We start from the raw sequence: 17402 nt of genomic DNA on the forward strand, positions 1-17402 counted from the left end.
GGAGCGGATGGGAAGTTCCCCCCATTCACGCGGTCAGCGGCGCACCAGCAGCGCGGCCGGGAAGTCCTCCAGCACTTTGGCCAGCGGCACCCGACTGCTGCGGGCACGCAGCCGCTGGCCGGTCAGGACGTTCTCGTAGGTGCCGGCCCCCGGCAGGGTGAGCTGCCGCGTGCCCCAGGCCTCGCCCAGGGCCCATGGCGTGCGCCCACGGGTCAGGGTCAGGGTCAGGCGCGGGGCGACGGTCACGGCCGCGTCGGTGCCGTGCTCGCGGGTAAAGGCCACGACGTACTTCCCGGCGTCGATGGGCCGGTACGTGCCGTGCGTGTACAGCTCGGGGTGGGCGTTCCGGGCGTGCAGGGCGGCCCACGTCACCAGCGTCTTGACCTCGCCGGTCTCGTAGCGGCCCAGCAGGGCGCGGGCCACCTCCACATCATGGCGGCGCTCCAGCCGGGCCACGCGGCGGGACAGCTCGGTGTAGTCCACCGGGCGGCGGTTGTCCGGATCGACCAGGCTCTGGTTCCACCCCTCGGTGCCCTGATACGTGTCAGGGACGCCGGGAGCGGTCAGACGCAGCAGCGCGGCGCTCACGCTGTTCTGGGCACCGGCGGGGCTGATCCGGGCGTGCAGCTCGCCCAGCCGCGCCAGGAAGTCCGGGTCGGCGAGCAGGGCAGTCACGAAGGCGTTCAGGCCGTCCTCGTACTCGGGCTGCGGCGAGGCCCATGACGTGCGCAGTTTGGCCTCCCGCGCCGCCTTGACCAGGTACGCCGAGATCCGCTCCGCGAAGCCGTCCAGTGCACCGTCCAGCGGGTAGGCCCCCACCACGGTCTGGAGCAGCACGTAGGTGTCGAGCAGGCTGGGAATGCGGCCCAGGTCGTGCTCCTGCGCCAGCGACAGCAGCAGCGGAGCATTCGCGTTCAGGAAGGCACTCCACAGCTGCGGGATCTCGCTCAGGACACTGATCCGGGCGCGGGTGTCCTCGCCGCGCTTGGTGTCGTGGGTGCTCAGCGCCAGCATGGCGTGCGGCCAGTGCTCGGCCCGCTGCCGCGCCATGGCATGGAAGGTACGCAGCGGGGTGCCGAACAGCGCCGGGTCGCCGCCCACCTCGTTCAGCGAGATCAGGCGGCCGTAGCGGTAGAACGCCGTGTCCTCGGCGCCCTTGGCGGTCACGGGGCCGGTCAGCTGCTGGAACTTCAGCGCGAAGTCCGCGTCGTCTGCCCGCCGCCGGCCGTCGTCGGTGTCCAGCGTCAGGACGCCCTGCAGGAACTCGAACACGCTGGGGTCGAGCGGCTGGCCGTCGCGCAGGTTGTGGGTGCGGGCGTCCCGGACGGCGTGCTCGATCTTGGCGTTGTCGCCCGGTTCCCGCATGCCGTCCGAGCGCAGGTAGGTGCGGTACACCGGGAAGGTGGCGATGACCTCGCGGATCGCGCCGCGCAGCGTGCTCAGCGTGAAATCGCGCGATCCCAGATCGGCCTCGGCCAGCCGCTCCAGGTGCTCGGTCAGGACATTGACCTCGCCGGGCAGGCTCACGCGCTGGATCAGGTGCTTGCCCCGGTACAGGTGCTCGCCGTAGCTCAGGCGGTCGCCGGTGAAGCGGCGGTACACCGCGCTCAGGTCGTCCTCGTTCGCGCTGTCCACGAACACGCCGTTCAGCTGCGCCAGGAAGTCGTAGCCGGTCGTGCCGTGAATGGCCCACGACTCCGGCAGCTTCTCGCCGGGTTCCAGGATCTTCTCGGCCACCACGTACACCGGCAGGTGGGGCCCGGCGGGCACGCCCAGCGCCGCCGCCGCGCCCTCCTGCAGGGCCCGGAAGTACCCGGCGGGGTCGTACAGGCCGTCGGTGTGGTCGAGGCGCACGCCCTGGAGCACGCCGTCACGCAGCAGGTCGAACAGCGTGCGGTGGGCCCATTCGAAGACCCGCCAGTCCTCCATGCGCAGCGCCGCGAGGTCGTTGATGTCGAAGAAGCGGCGGTAGTTGATCTCCTCGGAGGCGACCTTCCACGACGCCAGCCGGTAGTTCTGTTCCGAGATCAGGGCGTCGAGCCGCTCGGGATCGTCGTTCGTCGCGGCGATCACGGCGTCGAGCGCTCCGCGCATGGCTGGTGAGGCGTCCAGCAGGGCCGCCAGCCGGCGGGTCATGACCTCCATCTCCTGGGCCCGTTCCTCGCGGTCGTCGTCGGTCAGGTGCCGCGCCGTCGAGCTGGGCAGGTTGGCGACGCTGCGGGCAATGCTCGCCAGCTCGGCCCGCATGAGATCGGCGGTGCGGGCCGGCAGCTGCTCACTCGCCCCCACCAGCAGGCCAGACAGGGATTTGGGCGAGATCGGCAGCCGCCGCTCCCAGTAGCGCAGCGTGAAGGTCGCGCCGTCGCGCTCCAGCACCAGCTCGCGGCGTGACAGCACCCGGCCGTACTGGTCGCCCAGCAGCGGCAGCAGCACCTTGCCCTCCAGGGCGCGTTTGAGCGGCTGCCACGAGATGTCGAAGAAATGCGCGTAGCGGCTGGCCTGTCCGTGGGTCAGGACGTCCTCCCAGTACGGGTTGTGGCCGCCCTGGATGCCCATGTGGTTCGGCACGAAGTCCGCGATCAGCCCCAGGCCCAGGTCGCGGGCCCGCGCCGACAAGCGCCGCAGGCCGGCCACACCGCCCAGTTCCGGATTCACCTGCGAGTGATCCGTGACGTCGTAGCCGTGTGTGCTGCCCGGCGTGCTCGTCCAGATGGGCGAGAGGTAGACGTCGGTGACGCCCAGGCGCTTCAGGTAAGGCAACACCCGCCGGGCCGCCGCGAAGTCGAAGTCCCGGTGCAGCTGGATGCGGTACGTGCTCCCCGGCAGGTGGGCTGTGGGGGTGGGGGTGGCGGACTCCGGCATCGCCTCAGGTCGGGGGGGCAGGGCGGCCGTCACGGCGCACCTCCGAAGATCGCGGCCTCGCCGGGGCCGAGCATGCCGGGGCGCGGCAGGGTCTCGGTCAGGCCGACTTCACTGTGCAGAATCACATTGGCGGGCCGGGCCACATCTAGGGCCTCCAGCACGGCGTCCTGCTTGCCCACGTTCCACAGCAGCAGCCGCTCGCCGCTGTCCGTCCGGGTGCGCACCCACAGCACGTCCCCGGCGCTGCCGGCACTCAGGGGCCGCCGCGACCGCTGGCACAGCACCGGATCCTCGCGGCGCAGCCGGGTCAGGGTGCGGTACAGCGTGAGCGTCTTCGCGTGTTCACCGCTGTCCCGCTCGTTCCAGTCCAGCTTCGAGGCCTCGAAGGTCGTCTCTGCCTGCGGATCGGGCACGCTCTCGCCTGCAAAGCTGCTGAAATACGCGAATTCCTTCCTCCGGCCCTCGCTGACCATGTGGCCCAGTTCGCCGTGGTGGTCGCTGAAGAACAGGAAGGGCGTGCCCGCCGCCCACTCCTGACCCTGGAACAGCAGCGGGGTCATGGGCAGCGTGAGCAGCAGCGTCGAGGCCCCCCGGTACTCCTGTGGGGTGACCTGGGGGTCGTGGTGCAGGCGGTCGCCGGTGGCACGGTTGCCGATCTGGTCGTGGTTCTGGATGCAGTAGACGAAACTGGGGGCCTCCAGGGCGTCGGCGGGCTTGCCGCGCTGGTGCTCCTCGCCCTCCACGTTCCAGAACTGGCCCTCGTACTTCCAGCCCCGGGTGATGACCTGCGCGAGTTCCGGGGCGCTGCCGGAAAAGCCGCGGTAGTAGCCCTCGTGCTCGTCGGTCAGGGTCACGCGCACCTCGTGGTGGAAGTCGTCCACCCAGATGCCGTCCAGGCCGTAGTCCGTGACCAGCATGGGCTCGTTGCGGTGATCCTCCGCCAGCAGCAGGTGTGTGCCGCCCAGGTGGTGCACCTCCTGCGCGAGTTCTTTGAGGATGTGGACGTCGCTGTCGTCCTGCATGGTGGCCGTGGCGTCCAGCCGCAGACCGTCGAAGCCGTAGTCACTCAGCCACATGCGGGCGTTGCCGGTGATCAGCCGGCGCATGTGGGGCTCGGCGTAGTCCAGCCCCTCGCCCCACGCGGACTGGAAGCGGTCGGTGAAATACGTGGGCGAGTACGCCTTCAGGTAGTTGCCGTCCGGCCCGAAGTGGTTGTACACCACGTCCAGCAGCACGCCCAGTCCCAGACCGTGCGCGGCGTCCACGAAGGCCATCAGGTCTTCGGGACGGCCATACGGCGCGAAGGGGGCATACAGGGCCGCGCCGTCATAGCCCCAGCCGCGCTGGCCGGGAAAGGCCGCGACCGGCATGAGCTGCACGGCGGTCACACCGAGTTCTTTCAGGTACGGCAGCTGCTCCTGCGCGGCGCGGTACGTGCCCTGTGGCGTGAACGTGCCCACGTGCAGCTCGTAGAACACGCAGTCGCGCAGCGCGATGCCACGCCAGTCGGTGTGCTGCCACCCATACGCCCCGAAGTCGATGACCTCGGCCTCGCCATGCACGCCGTCCGGCAGGAAGCGCGCGTAGGGATCGGGCCGGTCGGCACCGTCCAGGACGAACATGTACCGCGCTCCGGCGCCGACCGGCAGGATCACCTCGAAGGCGCCGTGGCCCAGCGCCTCCATGGCGTGAACGGTGCCGTCCACGCGGACGTGTGCCAGGGTGGTCGTGGTCGACCACAGGCGGAACCGCGTGCCGCGCCCGTCCGGCAGGAGCTGGGCGCCCAGGCGTGTCGCGTGGGCGCCGGGCGTGGAGGTCAGATGAGACAGTGGAGTCATGATGGATCCTCTCTTCCGGGGCAGATGGGCAGGGGCGGCCCGTGGTGCGCCGCCCTGACCGGTCTGGCAGGTGCGTGGATCGTCAGCTGCGGCGGCAGCGGTAGAGCTTGACGGAGCGGGCGTGCAGCGTGGTCTCCTCGCCGGCCTGCTCGGAGCCGCCGGCGGCGTCGTCGGTGGTGTCGAGCAGCAGTTCCCACTCGGTGCAGCCGCCCAGACCCGGCAGCACGAAGGGGAGATCGATGTGCGTGGCCGACAGCAGCAGCAGCAGGTGGTCGTCCACCATCGGCTGGCCCTGGGCATCCACGTCGTCCAGCCCGTCGCCGTCGAGGAACAGGCCCATGGACTGGGTCTGCGGGTTGTTCCAGTCCTCGTCGGTCATCTGACCGCCGTCGAAGCGCAGCCACACCAGATCGCGCACGTCCTCGCCCCGGATGGTGCGCCCGCTGAAGAACTTGCGGCGGTGCAGGGCCGGATGCGCCTTACGCAGCGCGATGACCTTTTTGGTGAACGCCAGCAGCCCCTCGTCCAGGTTCGTCCAGTCGTACCAGCTGATCTCGTTGTCCTGACAGTACGCGTTGTTGTTCCCGCCCTGGGTGCGGCCGAACTCGTCGCCCCCCAGCAGCATGGGCGTGCCCTGCCCCAGCAGCAGCGTCGCCAGGAAGTTGCGCATCTGCCGCGCGCGCAGCTCATTGATGGCCGGATCGTCCGTCTCGCCCTCGACGCCGCAGTTCCACGTGATGTTGTGGTTGTGGCCGTCGTTGCCGCCTTCCTGGTTGGCGTCGTTGTGCTTCTGCTCGTAGGTCACCGAGTCGCGCAGCGTGAAGCCGTCGTGGGCAGTCACGAAGTTGATGCTCGCGTACGGCTTGCGGCCGTCGTTCTGGTACAGGTCGCTGGAGCCGGTCAGGCGGTAGCCGATTTCAGAGGCCAGCCCGCCGTCGCCCTTCCAGAACGCCCGCATGTCGTCGCGGTAGATCCCGTTCCACTCGGCCCAGTTCACGGGGAAGTTCCCGACCTGGTAGCCGCCCTCGCCCACGTCCCACGGTTCGGCGATGAGCTTGACCTGCGAGATGACCGGATCCTGGTGGATGATCGTGAAGAAGCCCGACAGCTGATCGACCTCGTGCAGGCCGCGGGCCAGCGTGCTTGCCAGATCGAAGCGGAAGCCGTCCACGTGCATCTCGGTGACCCAGTAGCGCAGCGAGTCCATGATCAGCTGCAGCGTCTGGGGGTGGCGCACGTTCAGGCTGTTGCCGGTGCCGGTGTAGTCGAAATAGAAGCGCGGGTCATCCTGCACCAGCCGGTAGTACGTGGGGTTGTCGATGCCCTTGAAGGACATGGTCGGCCCCATGTTGTTTCCCTCGGCGGTGTGGTTGTACACCACGTCCAGGATCACCTCGATCCCCGAGTTGTGCAGGGCCCGCACCATCTCCTTGAACTCGGTCACGGCCCCGGCCGGGTTGCCGCGCCGCGCCTCGGCCGAGTAGCGCACGTCCGGCGCGAAGAAGGACAGCGTGGAGTAGCCCCAGTAGTTGGTCAGGCCCTTGTCCATCAGGAAGGGGTCGTCAACATGCTGGTGCACCGGCATCAGCTCGATGCTGGTGATCCCCAGTTCGCGCAGATAGAACAGGATCGGCTCGCACGCGATCCCGGCGTAGGTGCCGCGCAGTTCCTCGGGCACCAGCGGGTGCGTCATGGTCAGGCCCTTGACGTGGGTCTCGTAGATCACCGCCTGGTGGAAGGGGATCTTCGGGCGGCGGTCGCCCTGCCAGTCGAAGTCGGGGGCCGTCACGATCCCCAGCGGCGTGCCGCGCTGCTCCTCCTCCTGCATGACCAGATCGTCCTCGCCGGTCACGTAGGCGAAGACCCCCCGGTCGAACTCCTCGGTGCCGGCCAGCGCCCTGGCATAGGGATCGAGCAGAACCACGTTCGGGTTGAAGCGCAGGCCCTTCTCTGGCGCGTACTCGCCGTGCACCCGGTAGCCGTAGCGCTGGCCGGGCGCGATCTCGGGCAGGTAGCCGTGCCACACGAAAGCCGTCTGTTCGGTCAGCGGGTAGCGCGTCTCCTGATCATCGGCATCGAACAGGCACAGCTCGACGCCCGAGGCGTTCTCGGAGTACAGCGCGAAGTTCGTGCCCTGGCCGTCCCAGGTCGCTCCCAGCGGATACGGCGAGCCGGGGCGCAGGCGCAGGTGTTCAGACGTGGGCGGGGTCGATGGTCGGTCTTGGATGGTCATGACAGCTCCTGGCGGTGCGTGTCCACAGGACAGAGTGGAGGTGGTGGCAAGTCGAGACGGATCAGACGATTCCTGATCCGCCGCTCATGCCGGAAACGCTACCAGACTGCTTTCAGGGCAAGCGTAAAACCGGCTATAGAATTGCCCTATCCATGAACGTGCTCTTAGGGTTCTCATGGGCGGCAACGCCCTGCACTGCGCTGGGCTCCGTCGTCCGTCTGCCGGCCACGTGCCGGAATCCTGCGCCTGCATGAAGGCGGAACCCGCCACGCGGCGGGCCATCGCGGTGGATGGGCCGGACGTCGCCGCCGGCGACCGCAGCTGGTGCCACGGCCCGCCGTGGGCCATCACCGATGCGGGCTCCACCGGCCGGAGCGGTGGAGCCCACGGCCCGGCGCCCCGGTGCGTAGGGTCAGCCGGGCCGACTGCGGACGTGCTTCCCGGCCTCAGAACTCCAGACGACCGCGCGGGCCGTCCAGGAAGGCCAGTTTCTCCGGCGTCCACAGTTCGTAGGCGTACATGGGGTACTGGCGCTTGAACCGGCCGACCCGATCCCACACCTCACGCGACTCGAAGGGAATCACCAGGATCAGGCGGATCACGCTGTCCTCGTAGTCGTAGACATAGAAGTCGAAGTGGAAGGTCTGCTCGTGGCCCCGGTCGGTGAACAGCGGGAAGGCGAAGGGCCGGTAGCGCCACGCCTTGCGTTTCTCGGTCAGCACCCGCGCCGCCACACGCTTGAGGTTGCTGTCGGGGAAGGTCAACCGCTCGCCGTCGCGGTCGACGAACACCGTGTCGGGCGCGGGGGCGTCGAGCTGAACGCGTTTGAGTTCCGGCAGGGCCTTGCGTACCTTCGGCGGGGGCCGGCGGTCGCCGGCCCTGGCCGCACCTCCCGCACTCCCGCCGCCCCGCGCCTGACCCTCGCTGCGGCCGCGCCCGGCCCGGCTGGTGCCCGCGCTGCCGGTACCTGCGCTGCCCGCTCTTGACCCTCTGGCAGCTCCGGTGCTGTCGTCGCCGCGTGCCCCGCCGGGGGTGGCAGCGCGGCGCACGCCGCCCGCACGGGTGCCGCCCGCCGCGCCGCTGCCGCGGCCCCCCGGCCCCGTGGCCCGGCTGCTGTCCGCCGCGCGTCCGCGTCCCGTGCCCCCGGTGCCCTGGGCCGCCTTCCTGGGGCCACGGCCTCCGCTGGCGCTGCTGCCCGCGCCGCTGTCCGTCCCGGAAGCGGCGTCGCTGCGGCGCTCGCGGGCCGGGCGCACCGTGTCCCGCGTGATGCCTCCGCGTCCCTGCGCGGTCGTCTTCTTCGGGCCTCGACCCCTGGATCCTTTTCTTGGCCCTGTCATGCCGAGCAGTGTACCGGGCGGCACGTCACGCGAATGGAGCGCCGGGGCGTGCACGGGGTACCGGCCCACCGCATCAGCACACGGCCCGGGGGCGTCCGCCGACTCCGACCGACGCCCCCGGGCAGCTCCATCCTCTCTGTTACATGTTGTGCAGGACGTTCATGATGTCGCCGTCCTTCATCACGTAGTCCTTGCCCTCGGTGCGCACCCAGCCCTTGCCCTTGGCCGCCGACCAGCCGCCGGCCTCGACCATCTTCTCCCACTCGATGACCTCGGCGCGGATGAAGCCCCGCTGCAGGTCGCTGTGGATCTCACCGGCGGCCTCTGGGGCCGTCTCGCCCCGGTGGATCGTCCAGGCCCGGACTTCCTTCTCGCCCGACGTGATGAAGGTGATCAGGCCCAGCGTCTCGTAGCCGACCTTGACCAGCTGATCCAGGCCGCTCTCCTCGACGCCCAGATCCGTCAGGAACACGCGGGCCTCGTCCTCGGGCATCTCGGCGAGTTCGCCCTCGATCTGGGCGCTGATCTTCACGACCTGGGCCCCCTCGGCCGCCGCGTATTCGCGCACCTTCCGGACGTGCTCGTTGTCCTGCGTCAGGTCGTCCTCACCGACGTTCGCCACGTAGATCACAGGCTTGGTCGTGATCAGGCCGAAGTCCTTCGGGATCGGCGCGTCGTACGACCCGGCGCGGGCAGGCTTGCCCTCGCCCAGCACGGCCAGGATCGCCTCGGCCAGCGTGAGCTGCTCGCGGGCGTCCTTGTCGCCGCCCTTGGCCTTCTTGCTCAGGCCCTGCACGCGCTTTTCCAGGCCCGCCAGGTCGGCCAGCACCAGCTCGGTGTTGATGGTCTCGATGTCATCGATGGGATCGACGCGGTTCGCCACGTGGATCACGTTGCCGTCCTCGAAGCAGCGCACGACATGCGCGATGGCGTCCGTCTCGCGGATGTTCGCCAGGAACTGGTTGCCCAGCCCCTCGCCCTGCGACGCGCCCTTGACCAGACCCGCGATGTCCACGAACTCCACGAAGGTCGGGATGATCGGCGGCACCCGCTCGCCCTTGGTGAAGACCCGGCTCAGCGCCGCGAGCCGCTCGTCCGGCACGGTCACCCGACCGACGTTGGGCTCGATGGTCGCGAACGGGTAGTTGGCGGCCAGCGCCCCCGCGCGTGTGATGGCATTGAACAGCGTGCTCTTGCCGACATTCGGCAGTCCGACGATCCCGATGGCTAGTCCCATGTTCCTGACTCCTTCACTCGGCGGGCGTCCAGGCCCGGCCGGGGCAACCCTGACAGTGTACGGGATCGGGCCGAGCCCGCGGACGGGATCCGCTCAGCCGGACAGGACGAGCGGAATGTCGCAGAGGTGGTGGATCTGGTGACGCGGCGTGTGACCCCGCTGCGTCGCTGCTCTCCGAGTCAGGCACCTCTGGGGACAGCTCCATCTTGAAAGCGGGCCAAGACGGTCGTGCTGGTCGACGTTTCTTCTGCTCCTCTCACTCCGGCAGCAGCACCGCCCTTGCCGGGGCACCATCGACGCCGTGTAGCGGCAGGGGCAGGCAGATCAGGGTGTACGACCCTGCCGGTACCGCGCTGAGGTTCAGGCCCTCGACGATGAAGATGCCGGCGTCGCGGCACGCCGCGTGGGCGTCCAGGGTCTTGCTCTCCAGTGGATCGACACTGGGGGCGTCGGTGCCGATCATGCGCACGCCGCGCTGCGCCGCCCCGCGAATCAGGGCGGGGGAGAGGGCCACGAAGTCGCGGGGAAACTCCGTCCAGTGGTCGGGCTCGCCGGTATGCAGCAGAACGCGGGGCGGCGGGGCGTCAGGCAGGGCGTCCAGCACGGCGGCCGCAAGCAGACCATCCATGGCACGTCCACGCACGTCCAGTACCACACACGGGCCCACCCACACGTCCAGCGGTATCTCGTGCAGGCGCAGGCCGGCGTCGTCGTAGTGCCACGGGGCGTCCACGTGGGTACCGGTGTGGGTGCTGGTGCTCAGGATGCCGGTGTTCACAGTCTCGCCCTGTGCGATCCGCAGGCCGGGCGCCACGGTAAAGGCCGCGTCGCCCGGCCAGTTCGGATGGTCGGGCGTCAGGGAACGGGAGATATCGATGACGTGCAGGTCGGACATGGCCCCATCATCGCGCGGGCAGAGCCAGGGCGGGGGACAGCGGCCCGGCCCGTTGTACCCGGCACATACGTGATGACGCATATTGCGCCGCTCCGTGGTGTCACCCACAATACGTTCATGAGACTGCGGACGCTGGGTCAGCTGTCTGTGGAGGGCATGACCTTCCGGCGCGAGAAGGTGCTGCTTCTGCTGGCGTACCTGTGCATTGAGGGGCCACAGGCCCGGCGGCGGCTCGCGGAACTGTTCTGGCCCGACGCCGCGAATCCCATGAACTCGCTGGCGCAGCACCTCGTGCATCTGCGCAGCCTGCCGGGTGCCCTGATCGAGGACGGCACCCGCGTCGCCTCGGGAATGGTGTGCGACGCCTGCACCCTGCGCGCGGCCATCCGCGAGGGCCGGCACGCCGACGCCGTGGCCGAGTACGACGGCGCGTACCTGGACGGCCTGACCGTGCCCCTCGGCCCGGATCTGGAGGAGTGGCTGTACGAGACCCGCGAGGCGCTGGCCCGCGAGACGCGGGGGGCCCTGATCGTGCTGGCGACCCAGGCGGCGGCGCACGGCCACGCCACCCAGGCCGCCGATCTCGCGGCCCGCGCCCTGACTGTGGGCGGCGCGCCGCCCGCCGACGAACTGGAACTCCCGAAGCTGTGGCACCTGCTGTCACTGACCGGCCACCCGCTGGCGGCCCAGGTGGAGCGTGAGGCCCGTGACCTGGGCCTGACCCTGCATGCCGCGCCGGTGCCGCCGGCCACGCCCTTCGTGGGTCGCGAGGCACCGCTGCGGATCCTGACGCATCTGGCCCCTGGGCACGTCGCGTGGATCACCGGGCACGCCGGGATGGGCAAGACCGCCCTGATCGAGGCGCTGGCCCGCAGCGGCGGGTGGAGCGTCCTGCACGGCCAGGACAGTGCGCCCTTCGCCACCCTGGATCCCCTGACCCGTCAGCGGCCGTCGGCGGCCGGCGCGGTGTCCAGTGTCCTGCGCGATCCCCGCCTGCGCGTCGCCCTGGATGTCTGGGAGGCCACGGACGGTGCGTCCCGGCAGCTCATCGAGGACACGGCCCGTGAGCGGCGCGGCGCGGCCCTCGTGATCACCTCCCGGCTGCACCCGGCCTTCGACGTGGATGTGCACCTCCAGCTGGACGTGCTCACCCCGGACGATCTGCGCGATCACCCCGGCCTGTACGAGCGCACCGAGGGCCACCCGACGCTGGTGGCTGCCGCCCTGCGCGGGCAGCCGCTCGACGTGCGCCAGGGAGCGCGCGTGCGGGCCCTGCCCGCCCCGGTGCGCGACACCTACCTGATGCTGGCACTCCAGGATGCCCCGGATCTGCGGGCGACCCGGCGGGCGACCGGCATGGGTGCCGACGCCTTCGCGCTGACCCTGTCGCACCTCACGCAGGAGGGACTGACCGCAGAGGGCGGGCACGTGTATGCCGCCGCCGCCGCCCGCGACCTGCTGGAGCAGGTGCCGGTCCACGCCAAGCTGCTGCACCTGAAACTCGCCCGCGCCCTGAGCGGCCCGGCCGCGTGGCCCCACTACGAGGCCGCCCGCGACCTGTGGGAGGACAGCGACGAGGATGGCGCGGCGGTGGCCGCCGGCCTGCGCGCCGCCGACCTCCTGAAGCGCGGTTACCCGGGACGCGCGGCCGAGCTGCTGGACGCCTTCGCCGACCGTACTGATCTGGCGGTGCAGCACGCCTGGGCGTTGCTGGGCGTGGGCCGCTACGCCGAGGCCCTCGCCCGGCTGGAGGGGCTGGGCAGTCAGGAGCAGCAGACGGTCGGAGCCGCGGTGGCACGCGCGACGGCACTCGTGCGGCTGGGCCGGGCCGACGAGGCCGTGCAGCTCGCCAGCCGGGTCTCGGGAAGTGGCCCCGAGGCCGCCAGGGCGGCGAGTGTGCTGGCGGGAGCCGCGTTTCTGAGGGGCGAGTGGGAGGACGCGCGCAGGCACAGCCAGGTTGCGGCGGATGTCTGGCAGGTGCACGGAAACCGGGAAGCGCGGCTGACCGAGCTGGCCTTTGTGGCCAAGGCGAAGGTTCGCCTGGGCGGCGCGCCCGCAGAGACGTTCCGGGACGTGCTGGAGGAGAGCCGGGGCGTCCCGAGCGTGCGGGGCACCGCGCTCGTGAACTACGCCCAGGTGCTCATCGATATCGGTCAGGCGGATCTGGCGGATCCGGTGATGGTCGAAGCCCTGACAGAACTCGATCGTGCCGGCGATCAACTCGGCCTGGCGGCGACCCAGATCAACCTGGGTGTCCGGCGGCACCTGCAGGGGCGGCTCGGTGAGGCGGCGCAGCATTACCGTCTGGCCGTGGTGACCCTGCAGGGCACGGGGAATATCCGTCACCTGGGGCTGGCGCTCAGCAACCTCAGCGAGATCGACGGTGATCTCAGCGCCTTCGAGGACTCGCTCAGTCTGCTGGTCGGGGCCGGTCAGCACGACCTGGTGGCCCTGATCCGCCGCAACACCACCCTGGGTGACGGCGATCCGCTCCGGGCGCTGCCGTCCTGAGCGCCGTGCGTGATCATGGCGTGATCACACGTCGTCCAGCACAGTACGGTTCAGGAGGACACCATGTACCCGATCATCGACTTCCGTCCGGGCGTGTGGCGCGGTGTGCGGGCCCTCGTGCTGGGGCTGCTCGTCTGCGTGGCATGCGCGGCACTCACGGCAGCGCGGGCTCAGCCTGCACCGGCCGCCGCCCCGGCTCCGTTCGGTCTGTTTCCGTCGGTGGCCGCGCCCGGAGACCCGGTCTGGCTGACCGGGTCGAGTGGGCGTGCCGAGACTGGAACCATCTGGGTGGGCGGCCACCCGGCGCGACTGAGCCGGGATCCGACGTCGGGGTGGTTGACCTTCACCGTCCCGAAGACGGCGGCCCCAGGACCGCAGCCGGTCGGTGGTCAGGCCCCACCGGCGAGGGGAGCGGCCGTCCTCACCGTGCTCCCACCCGGCATGGCTGTGGAGGATGTCGTCCTGTACGTCAATCCGGGCGCTGCCGATGACATCCGGCAGCAGTATGTCGGACGGCTGAAGCGGCTGCTGGACGGATGTCAGCGACGCTGTCCTCAGCAACTCACCGCAGCCATCGAGCGCCTGACGTCGCAGGTTCCGTTTCCAGAGCTCCAGCCGCTGGGGACGGCCGTACCGGAACCGGTCACGGGCCGGCCTGGAGTCCGTCGGCTGCCTGCGTTCCGGTCGCCGGGCCCAGCGACGCCGCTGCTGACCATGCCCGGCGGGAACGCTGCGTTCCGGCTCGAACCCCTCCGCTCGCCTGCCGTGGTCGCTGGTCGCAGCGCAGGGTTCTGCACTCAGATGGCGGGACTGCTGAGATCTGCGTCCCAGGGGGTGCCCACAGGTCAGGTCATCTCGCTGCTGACACTGCTGTTCGCTGGCGACCTGTCGGTGGATCCCACCACCGCCGGACATCCCTACCAAACGGCCATCCCGTACCACAACGAACAGCCCCGCACCGTGGTCGAGACGGTGCTGGGAATCCGACAGGGCTCCGGCGCCGGCGTGACCATTCATGTCCTCGACACGGCCAGTCCCACCGCAGACGACTTCACGATGGACACGCCCGTCCTGTACTACGACCTGCCGCCCGTGGCGAACCGGCCCTACCACGGCCGCGTGGTGGGCGAGATCGCGCAGGCGGTCGCCCCGGACGCGACGGTCACCCTCCGGCAGGTCTGCACGCTGCCGGGCCGCGCGCCGGGCGACTGCTCGACCCTGGAGACCGTGAACGCCCTGTGTGCCGTGGCTCAGGAGGCCCGGCAGGGTGGACGCCATGTCGTCAATCTCAGTCTGGGGGGGGCGTATCCCACGCTGGGGCTCAAGCTGGCCCTGCGTGAGGTGGCGGCGGTGGGGGTGCCGACGGTCGCGTCATACGGGAACCGGGACGACTGCGTGGGCCACGCGCCGGGCGACCAGTGCCACCACTACCCGGCCGACTGGTCTGACGAGTTCGTCACGGGCATGGTGCCGGGATCGCCCACCATGCTCCTCAGTGTGGCGGGGTGGGATATCCGCGACGAGCTCCAGGAGTTCGCCACGTACAACCGCGCCGTCGTGATCCCGTGGGCACAGACGCCGCTGCCCAGCGTGCAGGCGCCCGGCGAGTTCTGGTCCGGTGGCCTGCCCTACTTCGGCACCTCGTTTGCGGCCCCGGTCGTCTCGGGCGTCCTGGCGGGCTGGATGTCGTGCCGGCCCGGCATCCCCGTGGTGCCGCTGGTCACCACACCACACCAGAATCCGCTGGCCAGTGTCGTGAACGCCTGCCCCTGACCCCGGATAGTGTCGGTTCCACGGGCCGCCGAACCTGCCCTGCCGACCAACCGTTCATCTGTTCCCGATTGTTACGGATGGATCAGAAGCAGGGCGAGGCGGCAGCCGCTGATTCTGCCCGCCAGGACGCCGATGGGTGATGGATAAACCCGCCCGGTGACGATGGTTCTGCGCCCAGGCTGGTTCAGGTGCCGGTCGTCCGGCCGAGCCAGGGGGTATCCGACCCACTTGAGCGATCGGTCATTTCCTCTTGATTTCCCCTCTGGGGGCGGGTCTACACTGTTCTATGAAGCTGCTCACGCTGGGGGGCCTGAGCATCGAGGGTGCCCCGTATCGCCGTGAAAAACCGCTGCTCCTCCTGGCCTACCTGTGCCTGGAGGGTACCCAGCCGCGCAAGCACCTGGCCGAACTGTTCTGGCCCGACGCCGCCAATCCCATGAACTCGCTGGCGCAGAACCTGATCCGGCTGCGCCCCCTGGGTGACGTGGTGAGCGAGAACGACCGCTGGGTCGAGCCGCTGATCTGCTGTGACGCCGCCGACTTCCGTACCCACCACCGCGCCGGGCGAATTCAGGACGCTGTGGACTCGTACCGGGGCGCGTTCCTGCACGGCGTTGTGGGGGGCCTGAACCCTGATCTGGAGGAATGGCTCCTCGACACCCGCGCCGCTCTGGGGGCCGAGGCCCGCGCCGCGTGGCTCACCGTGGCCGAGCACCATCACGCCAGCGGCGACCCGGCCGGTGCCGCCCACCACGCCGAACTCGCCTACGCCGCGCCGGGGGCCGATCCCATCGACCCCGAGGACATTCCCCGTGTGTGGCGGCTGCTGGGCCGCACTGACCACCCCCTGGCCGTCACCCTGCGCCGCGAGGCTGCCGAGTTCGGCGTGACCCTGCCCACGGCCCCGGAGCCGATTCCTGCCCCCGTGAGCATCGTCGGCCGCACGGCGGAACTGGCGCAATTGCGTGCCCTGCCCCCCGGACAGGTCGCGTGGATCAGCGGCCCCCCCGGCATCGGCAAGAGCGCCCTGCTGCGTGCCCTGGCGGCGGGCGGCGGCTGGCGCATCCTCCCCGGTGTGGACGGCCTGCCGCTGGGCACCCTGGAACCCCTGGCCACGCACCCGCTGTCCAGCACCGCCGACGCGATCAGCACCCTGCGCGACACCCGCCTGCACATCGCCATCGACGGCTGGGAGGACTGTGATGACACCACGCGCTCCGCCCTGACCCTGGCCGCCCGACAGCATCCCGGCGCGACCATCGTGATCACTGCCCGGCAACCGCCCGCTCTGCCCGTCACCCAGCACCTGCCCCTGCACCCGCTGAGCGAACAGGAACTGGACGTGCATCCCGGTGCCCACGCCGCCACAGGTGGGCACCCCACGCTGCTGTCGGCCTTCCTGAGCGGCACGCCCGCCGACCGCACGCTCGACGCGCACCTGACTCTGCTGGGCGACACGCCCCGCCGCGTGTTTCTGGCCCTGGCCGCGCAGGACACCCCGCACCTGAACGCCACCCGCGCCGCCCTGGGCATCGGTGCCGCTGACCTCGCGCACGCCCTGGATCGTCTGACCCGCGAGGGCCTGACCACGCCCGAAGGGCACATCCGCGCCACCACTCCCGCCCGCGACCTGCTGGACGTGCATCCGCTGGACACGTCGCTGGTGCACCTGCACCTGGCCCGCGCCTACCCGAAAGAGGGTGCATGGCGCTACTGGCTGAAGGCGAAGGACTTGTGGGAAGGGCAGGACGAGGCTAAATGTGCTGTTGATGCACACTGGTATGCCGATCAGGAGATGAAGCGGGGTTATCCGGCTAGGGCGGCAAGGACGCTGGAGGTGGCCCCGCAGACGGATGCGGTGAAGTTGCTGCGGGGATGGGCTTTGCTTGAATTGGGCGAGGCTAATAGGGTATGCGAGATTTTACAGGACGCAATGGGAAGTGATGAGCAAGCTGTGTGTTGGGCGACGGCCTTAATGCGGCAAGGAAACAAGCTTCAGGCATTGGCGATCTTGCCTACAGTTGGACAGGGTCACCATCTCATCCAAGCTCACATAGATATGATTAAGGGCCAGGAGGCAAGGTATTCTCACATCTGGACAACTGCAGCAAGTTGTTTCAGAATTGCTGCTCATAGATACGCCTTGACTGGAGCTCATTGGCCTCAGTTTAACGCCAAGATCCAACTGGCACTTGCGCAAGTCCATCTGGGAATACGACCTGAAGTAGCATTTGACAGTGTATTACAGAAGAAAGATGTCCCTGCTGCCTATCAGGCGATCCTGTGGAATAACTATTTCCACGCCCTAAACTTATGTGGCAGATCAGCTGAAGCGAAAGATTTTATTATTCTTGCCTGCCAAGCATTTGAGCAAGCAGAGAACTGCATCGGGCACGCGACCGCGCTAAATAACTTGGCTGTGATAGATCACATTGCTGGTCGTCTGGATAGTGCGGCGGAATATTATAGAAAGGCGCTAATAAGATGTGAAAACTCAGGAGACCTGAGATTATTCGGTGCGATTGCATGTAATCTTAGTGAATTAGATATGTCAGAAGGGGAATTCCGATCTGCAATAGCAATACTTGGCGATTCGGGCCATGAAGATCTCATCCGCACGATTAAACTTAATTTGGGTGAAAGGTGGCAGTCGCAGATCGATCATTCAACACTCTTAGCCTGAGTTTTGGAGGTCATTATGGTGCGATTAAAACGG

9 protein-coding genes are annotated in these 17402 nt (G+C 69.1%); 3 read left to right on the plus strand and 6 right to left on the minus strand.

Going from position 1 to position 17402, the window contains the following annotated elements:
- Positions 1 to 33: 33 nt before the first annotated feature.
- The 6 genes from treY to U2P90_RS07660 form a co-directional block, all read right to left on the minus strand.
- The gene (gene treY, locus U2P90_RS07635; RefSeq protein ID WP_322474675.1) at positions 34 to 2862 is read right to left on the minus strand and encodes a malto-oligosyltrehalose synthase; all 2829 of its coding nucleotides are present in this window, start codon (positions 2860 to 2862) and stop codon (positions 34 to 36) included.
- A 29-nt stretch (positions 2863 to 2891) separates the two neighbouring features.
- Entirely contained in the window at positions 2892 to 4700 is a 1809-nt protein-coding gene (gene treZ / locus U2P90_RS07640) for a malto-oligosyltrehalose trehalohydrolase (RefSeq protein WP_322474446.1), read from the minus strand.
- An 82-nt stretch (positions 4701 to 4782) separates the two neighbouring features.
- Positions 4783 to 6933 (minus strand): glycogen debranching protein GlgX, encoded by a 2151-nt coding sequence (gene glgX, locus U2P90_RS07645; RefSeq protein WP_322474447.1) that lies wholly within the window; start codon positions 6931 to 6933, stop codon positions 4783 to 4785.
- Positions 6934 to 7379: 446 nt separating this feature from the next.
- On the minus strand, positions 7380 to 8270 hold the full coding sequence (locus U2P90_RS07650; RefSeq protein WP_322474448.1) for a hypothetical protein: 891 nt from the start codon (positions 8268 to 8270) through the stop codon (positions 7380 to 7382).
- Positions 8271 to 8409: 139 nt separating this feature from the next.
- A complete protein-coding gene (gene ychF / locus U2P90_RS07655; protein WP_322474449.1) occupies positions 8410 to 9507 on the minus strand; it encodes a redox-regulated ATPase YchF in 1098 nt (365 codons plus the stop codon).
- Between the two features lie 256 nt (positions 9508 to 9763).
- Positions 9764 to 10402 carry a cyclase family protein gene (locus U2P90_RS07660; protein WP_322474450.1) on the minus strand — a complete coding sequence of 213 codons (639 nt, stop codon included), beginning with the start codon at positions 10400 to 10402 and terminating at the stop codon, positions 9764 to 9766.
- A gap of 117 nt (positions 10403 to 10519) precedes the next feature.
- On the opposite strand from U2P90_RS07660, the gene U2P90_RS07665 reads away from it, so the two are divergent.
- The 3 genes from U2P90_RS07665 (at position 10520) to U2P90_RS07675 (ending at position 17369) form a co-directional block, all read left to right on the plus strand.
- Positions 10520 to 12913, plus strand: a complete 2394-nt coding sequence (locus U2P90_RS07665) for a tetratricopeptide repeat protein (protein ID WP_322474451.1) — start codon at positions 10520 to 10522, stop codon at positions 12911 to 12913.
- A gap of 63 nt (positions 12914 to 12976) precedes the next feature.
- Entirely contained in the window at positions 12977 to 14686 is a 1710-nt protein-coding gene (locus U2P90_RS07670; protein ID WP_322474452.1) for a S8 family serine peptidase, read from the plus strand.
- A gap of 286 nt (positions 14687 to 14972) precedes the next feature.
- A complete protein-coding gene (locus U2P90_RS07675; RefSeq protein WP_322474453.1) occupies positions 14973 to 17369 on the plus strand; it encodes a tetratricopeptide repeat protein in 2397 nt (798 codons plus the stop codon).
- The last annotated feature ends 33 nt before the right edge of the window (positions 17370 to 17402 follow it).

The organism is Deinococcus sp. AB2017081 (assembly GCF_034440735.1).
In the GTDB taxonomy this organism is placed as follows: domain Bacteria; phylum Deinococcota; class Deinococci; order Deinococcales; family Deinococcaceae; genus Deinococcus; species Deinococcus rufus.

Coding starts and splice junctions, on each gene's coding strand:
- treY (WP_322474675.1), bottom strand. CDS start 2,862: ATGCCGGAGTCCGCCACCCCCACCCCCACAGCCCACCTGCCGGGGAGC.
- treZ (WP_322474446.1), bottom strand. CDS start 4,700: ATGACTCCACTGTCTCATCTGACCTCCACGCCCGGCGCCCACGCGACA.
- glgX (WP_322474447.1), bottom strand. CDS start 6,933: ATGACCATCCAAGACCGACCATCGACCCCGCCCACGTCTGAACACCTG.
- U2P90_RS07650 (WP_322474448.1), bottom strand. CDS start 8,270: ATGACAGGGCCAAGAAAAGGATCCAGGGGTCGAGGCCCGAAGAAGACG.
- ychF (WP_322474449.1), bottom strand. CDS start 9,507: ATGGGACTAGCCATCGGGATCGTCGGACTGCCGAATGTCGGCAAGAGC.
- U2P90_RS07660 (WP_322474450.1), bottom strand. CDS start 10,402: ATGTCCGACCTGCACGTCATCGATATCTCCCGTTCCCTGACGCCCGAC.
- U2P90_RS07665 (WP_322474451.1), top strand. CDS start 10,520: ATGAGACTGCGGACGCTGGGTCAGCTGTCTGTGGAGGGCATGACCTTC.
- U2P90_RS07670 (WP_322474452.1), top strand. CDS start 12,977: ATGTACCCGATCATCGACTTCCGTCCGGGCGTGTGGCGCGGTGTGCGG.
- U2P90_RS07675 (WP_322474453.1), top strand. CDS start 14,973: ATGAAGCTGCTCACGCTGGGGGGCCTGAGCATCGAGGGTGCCCCGTAT.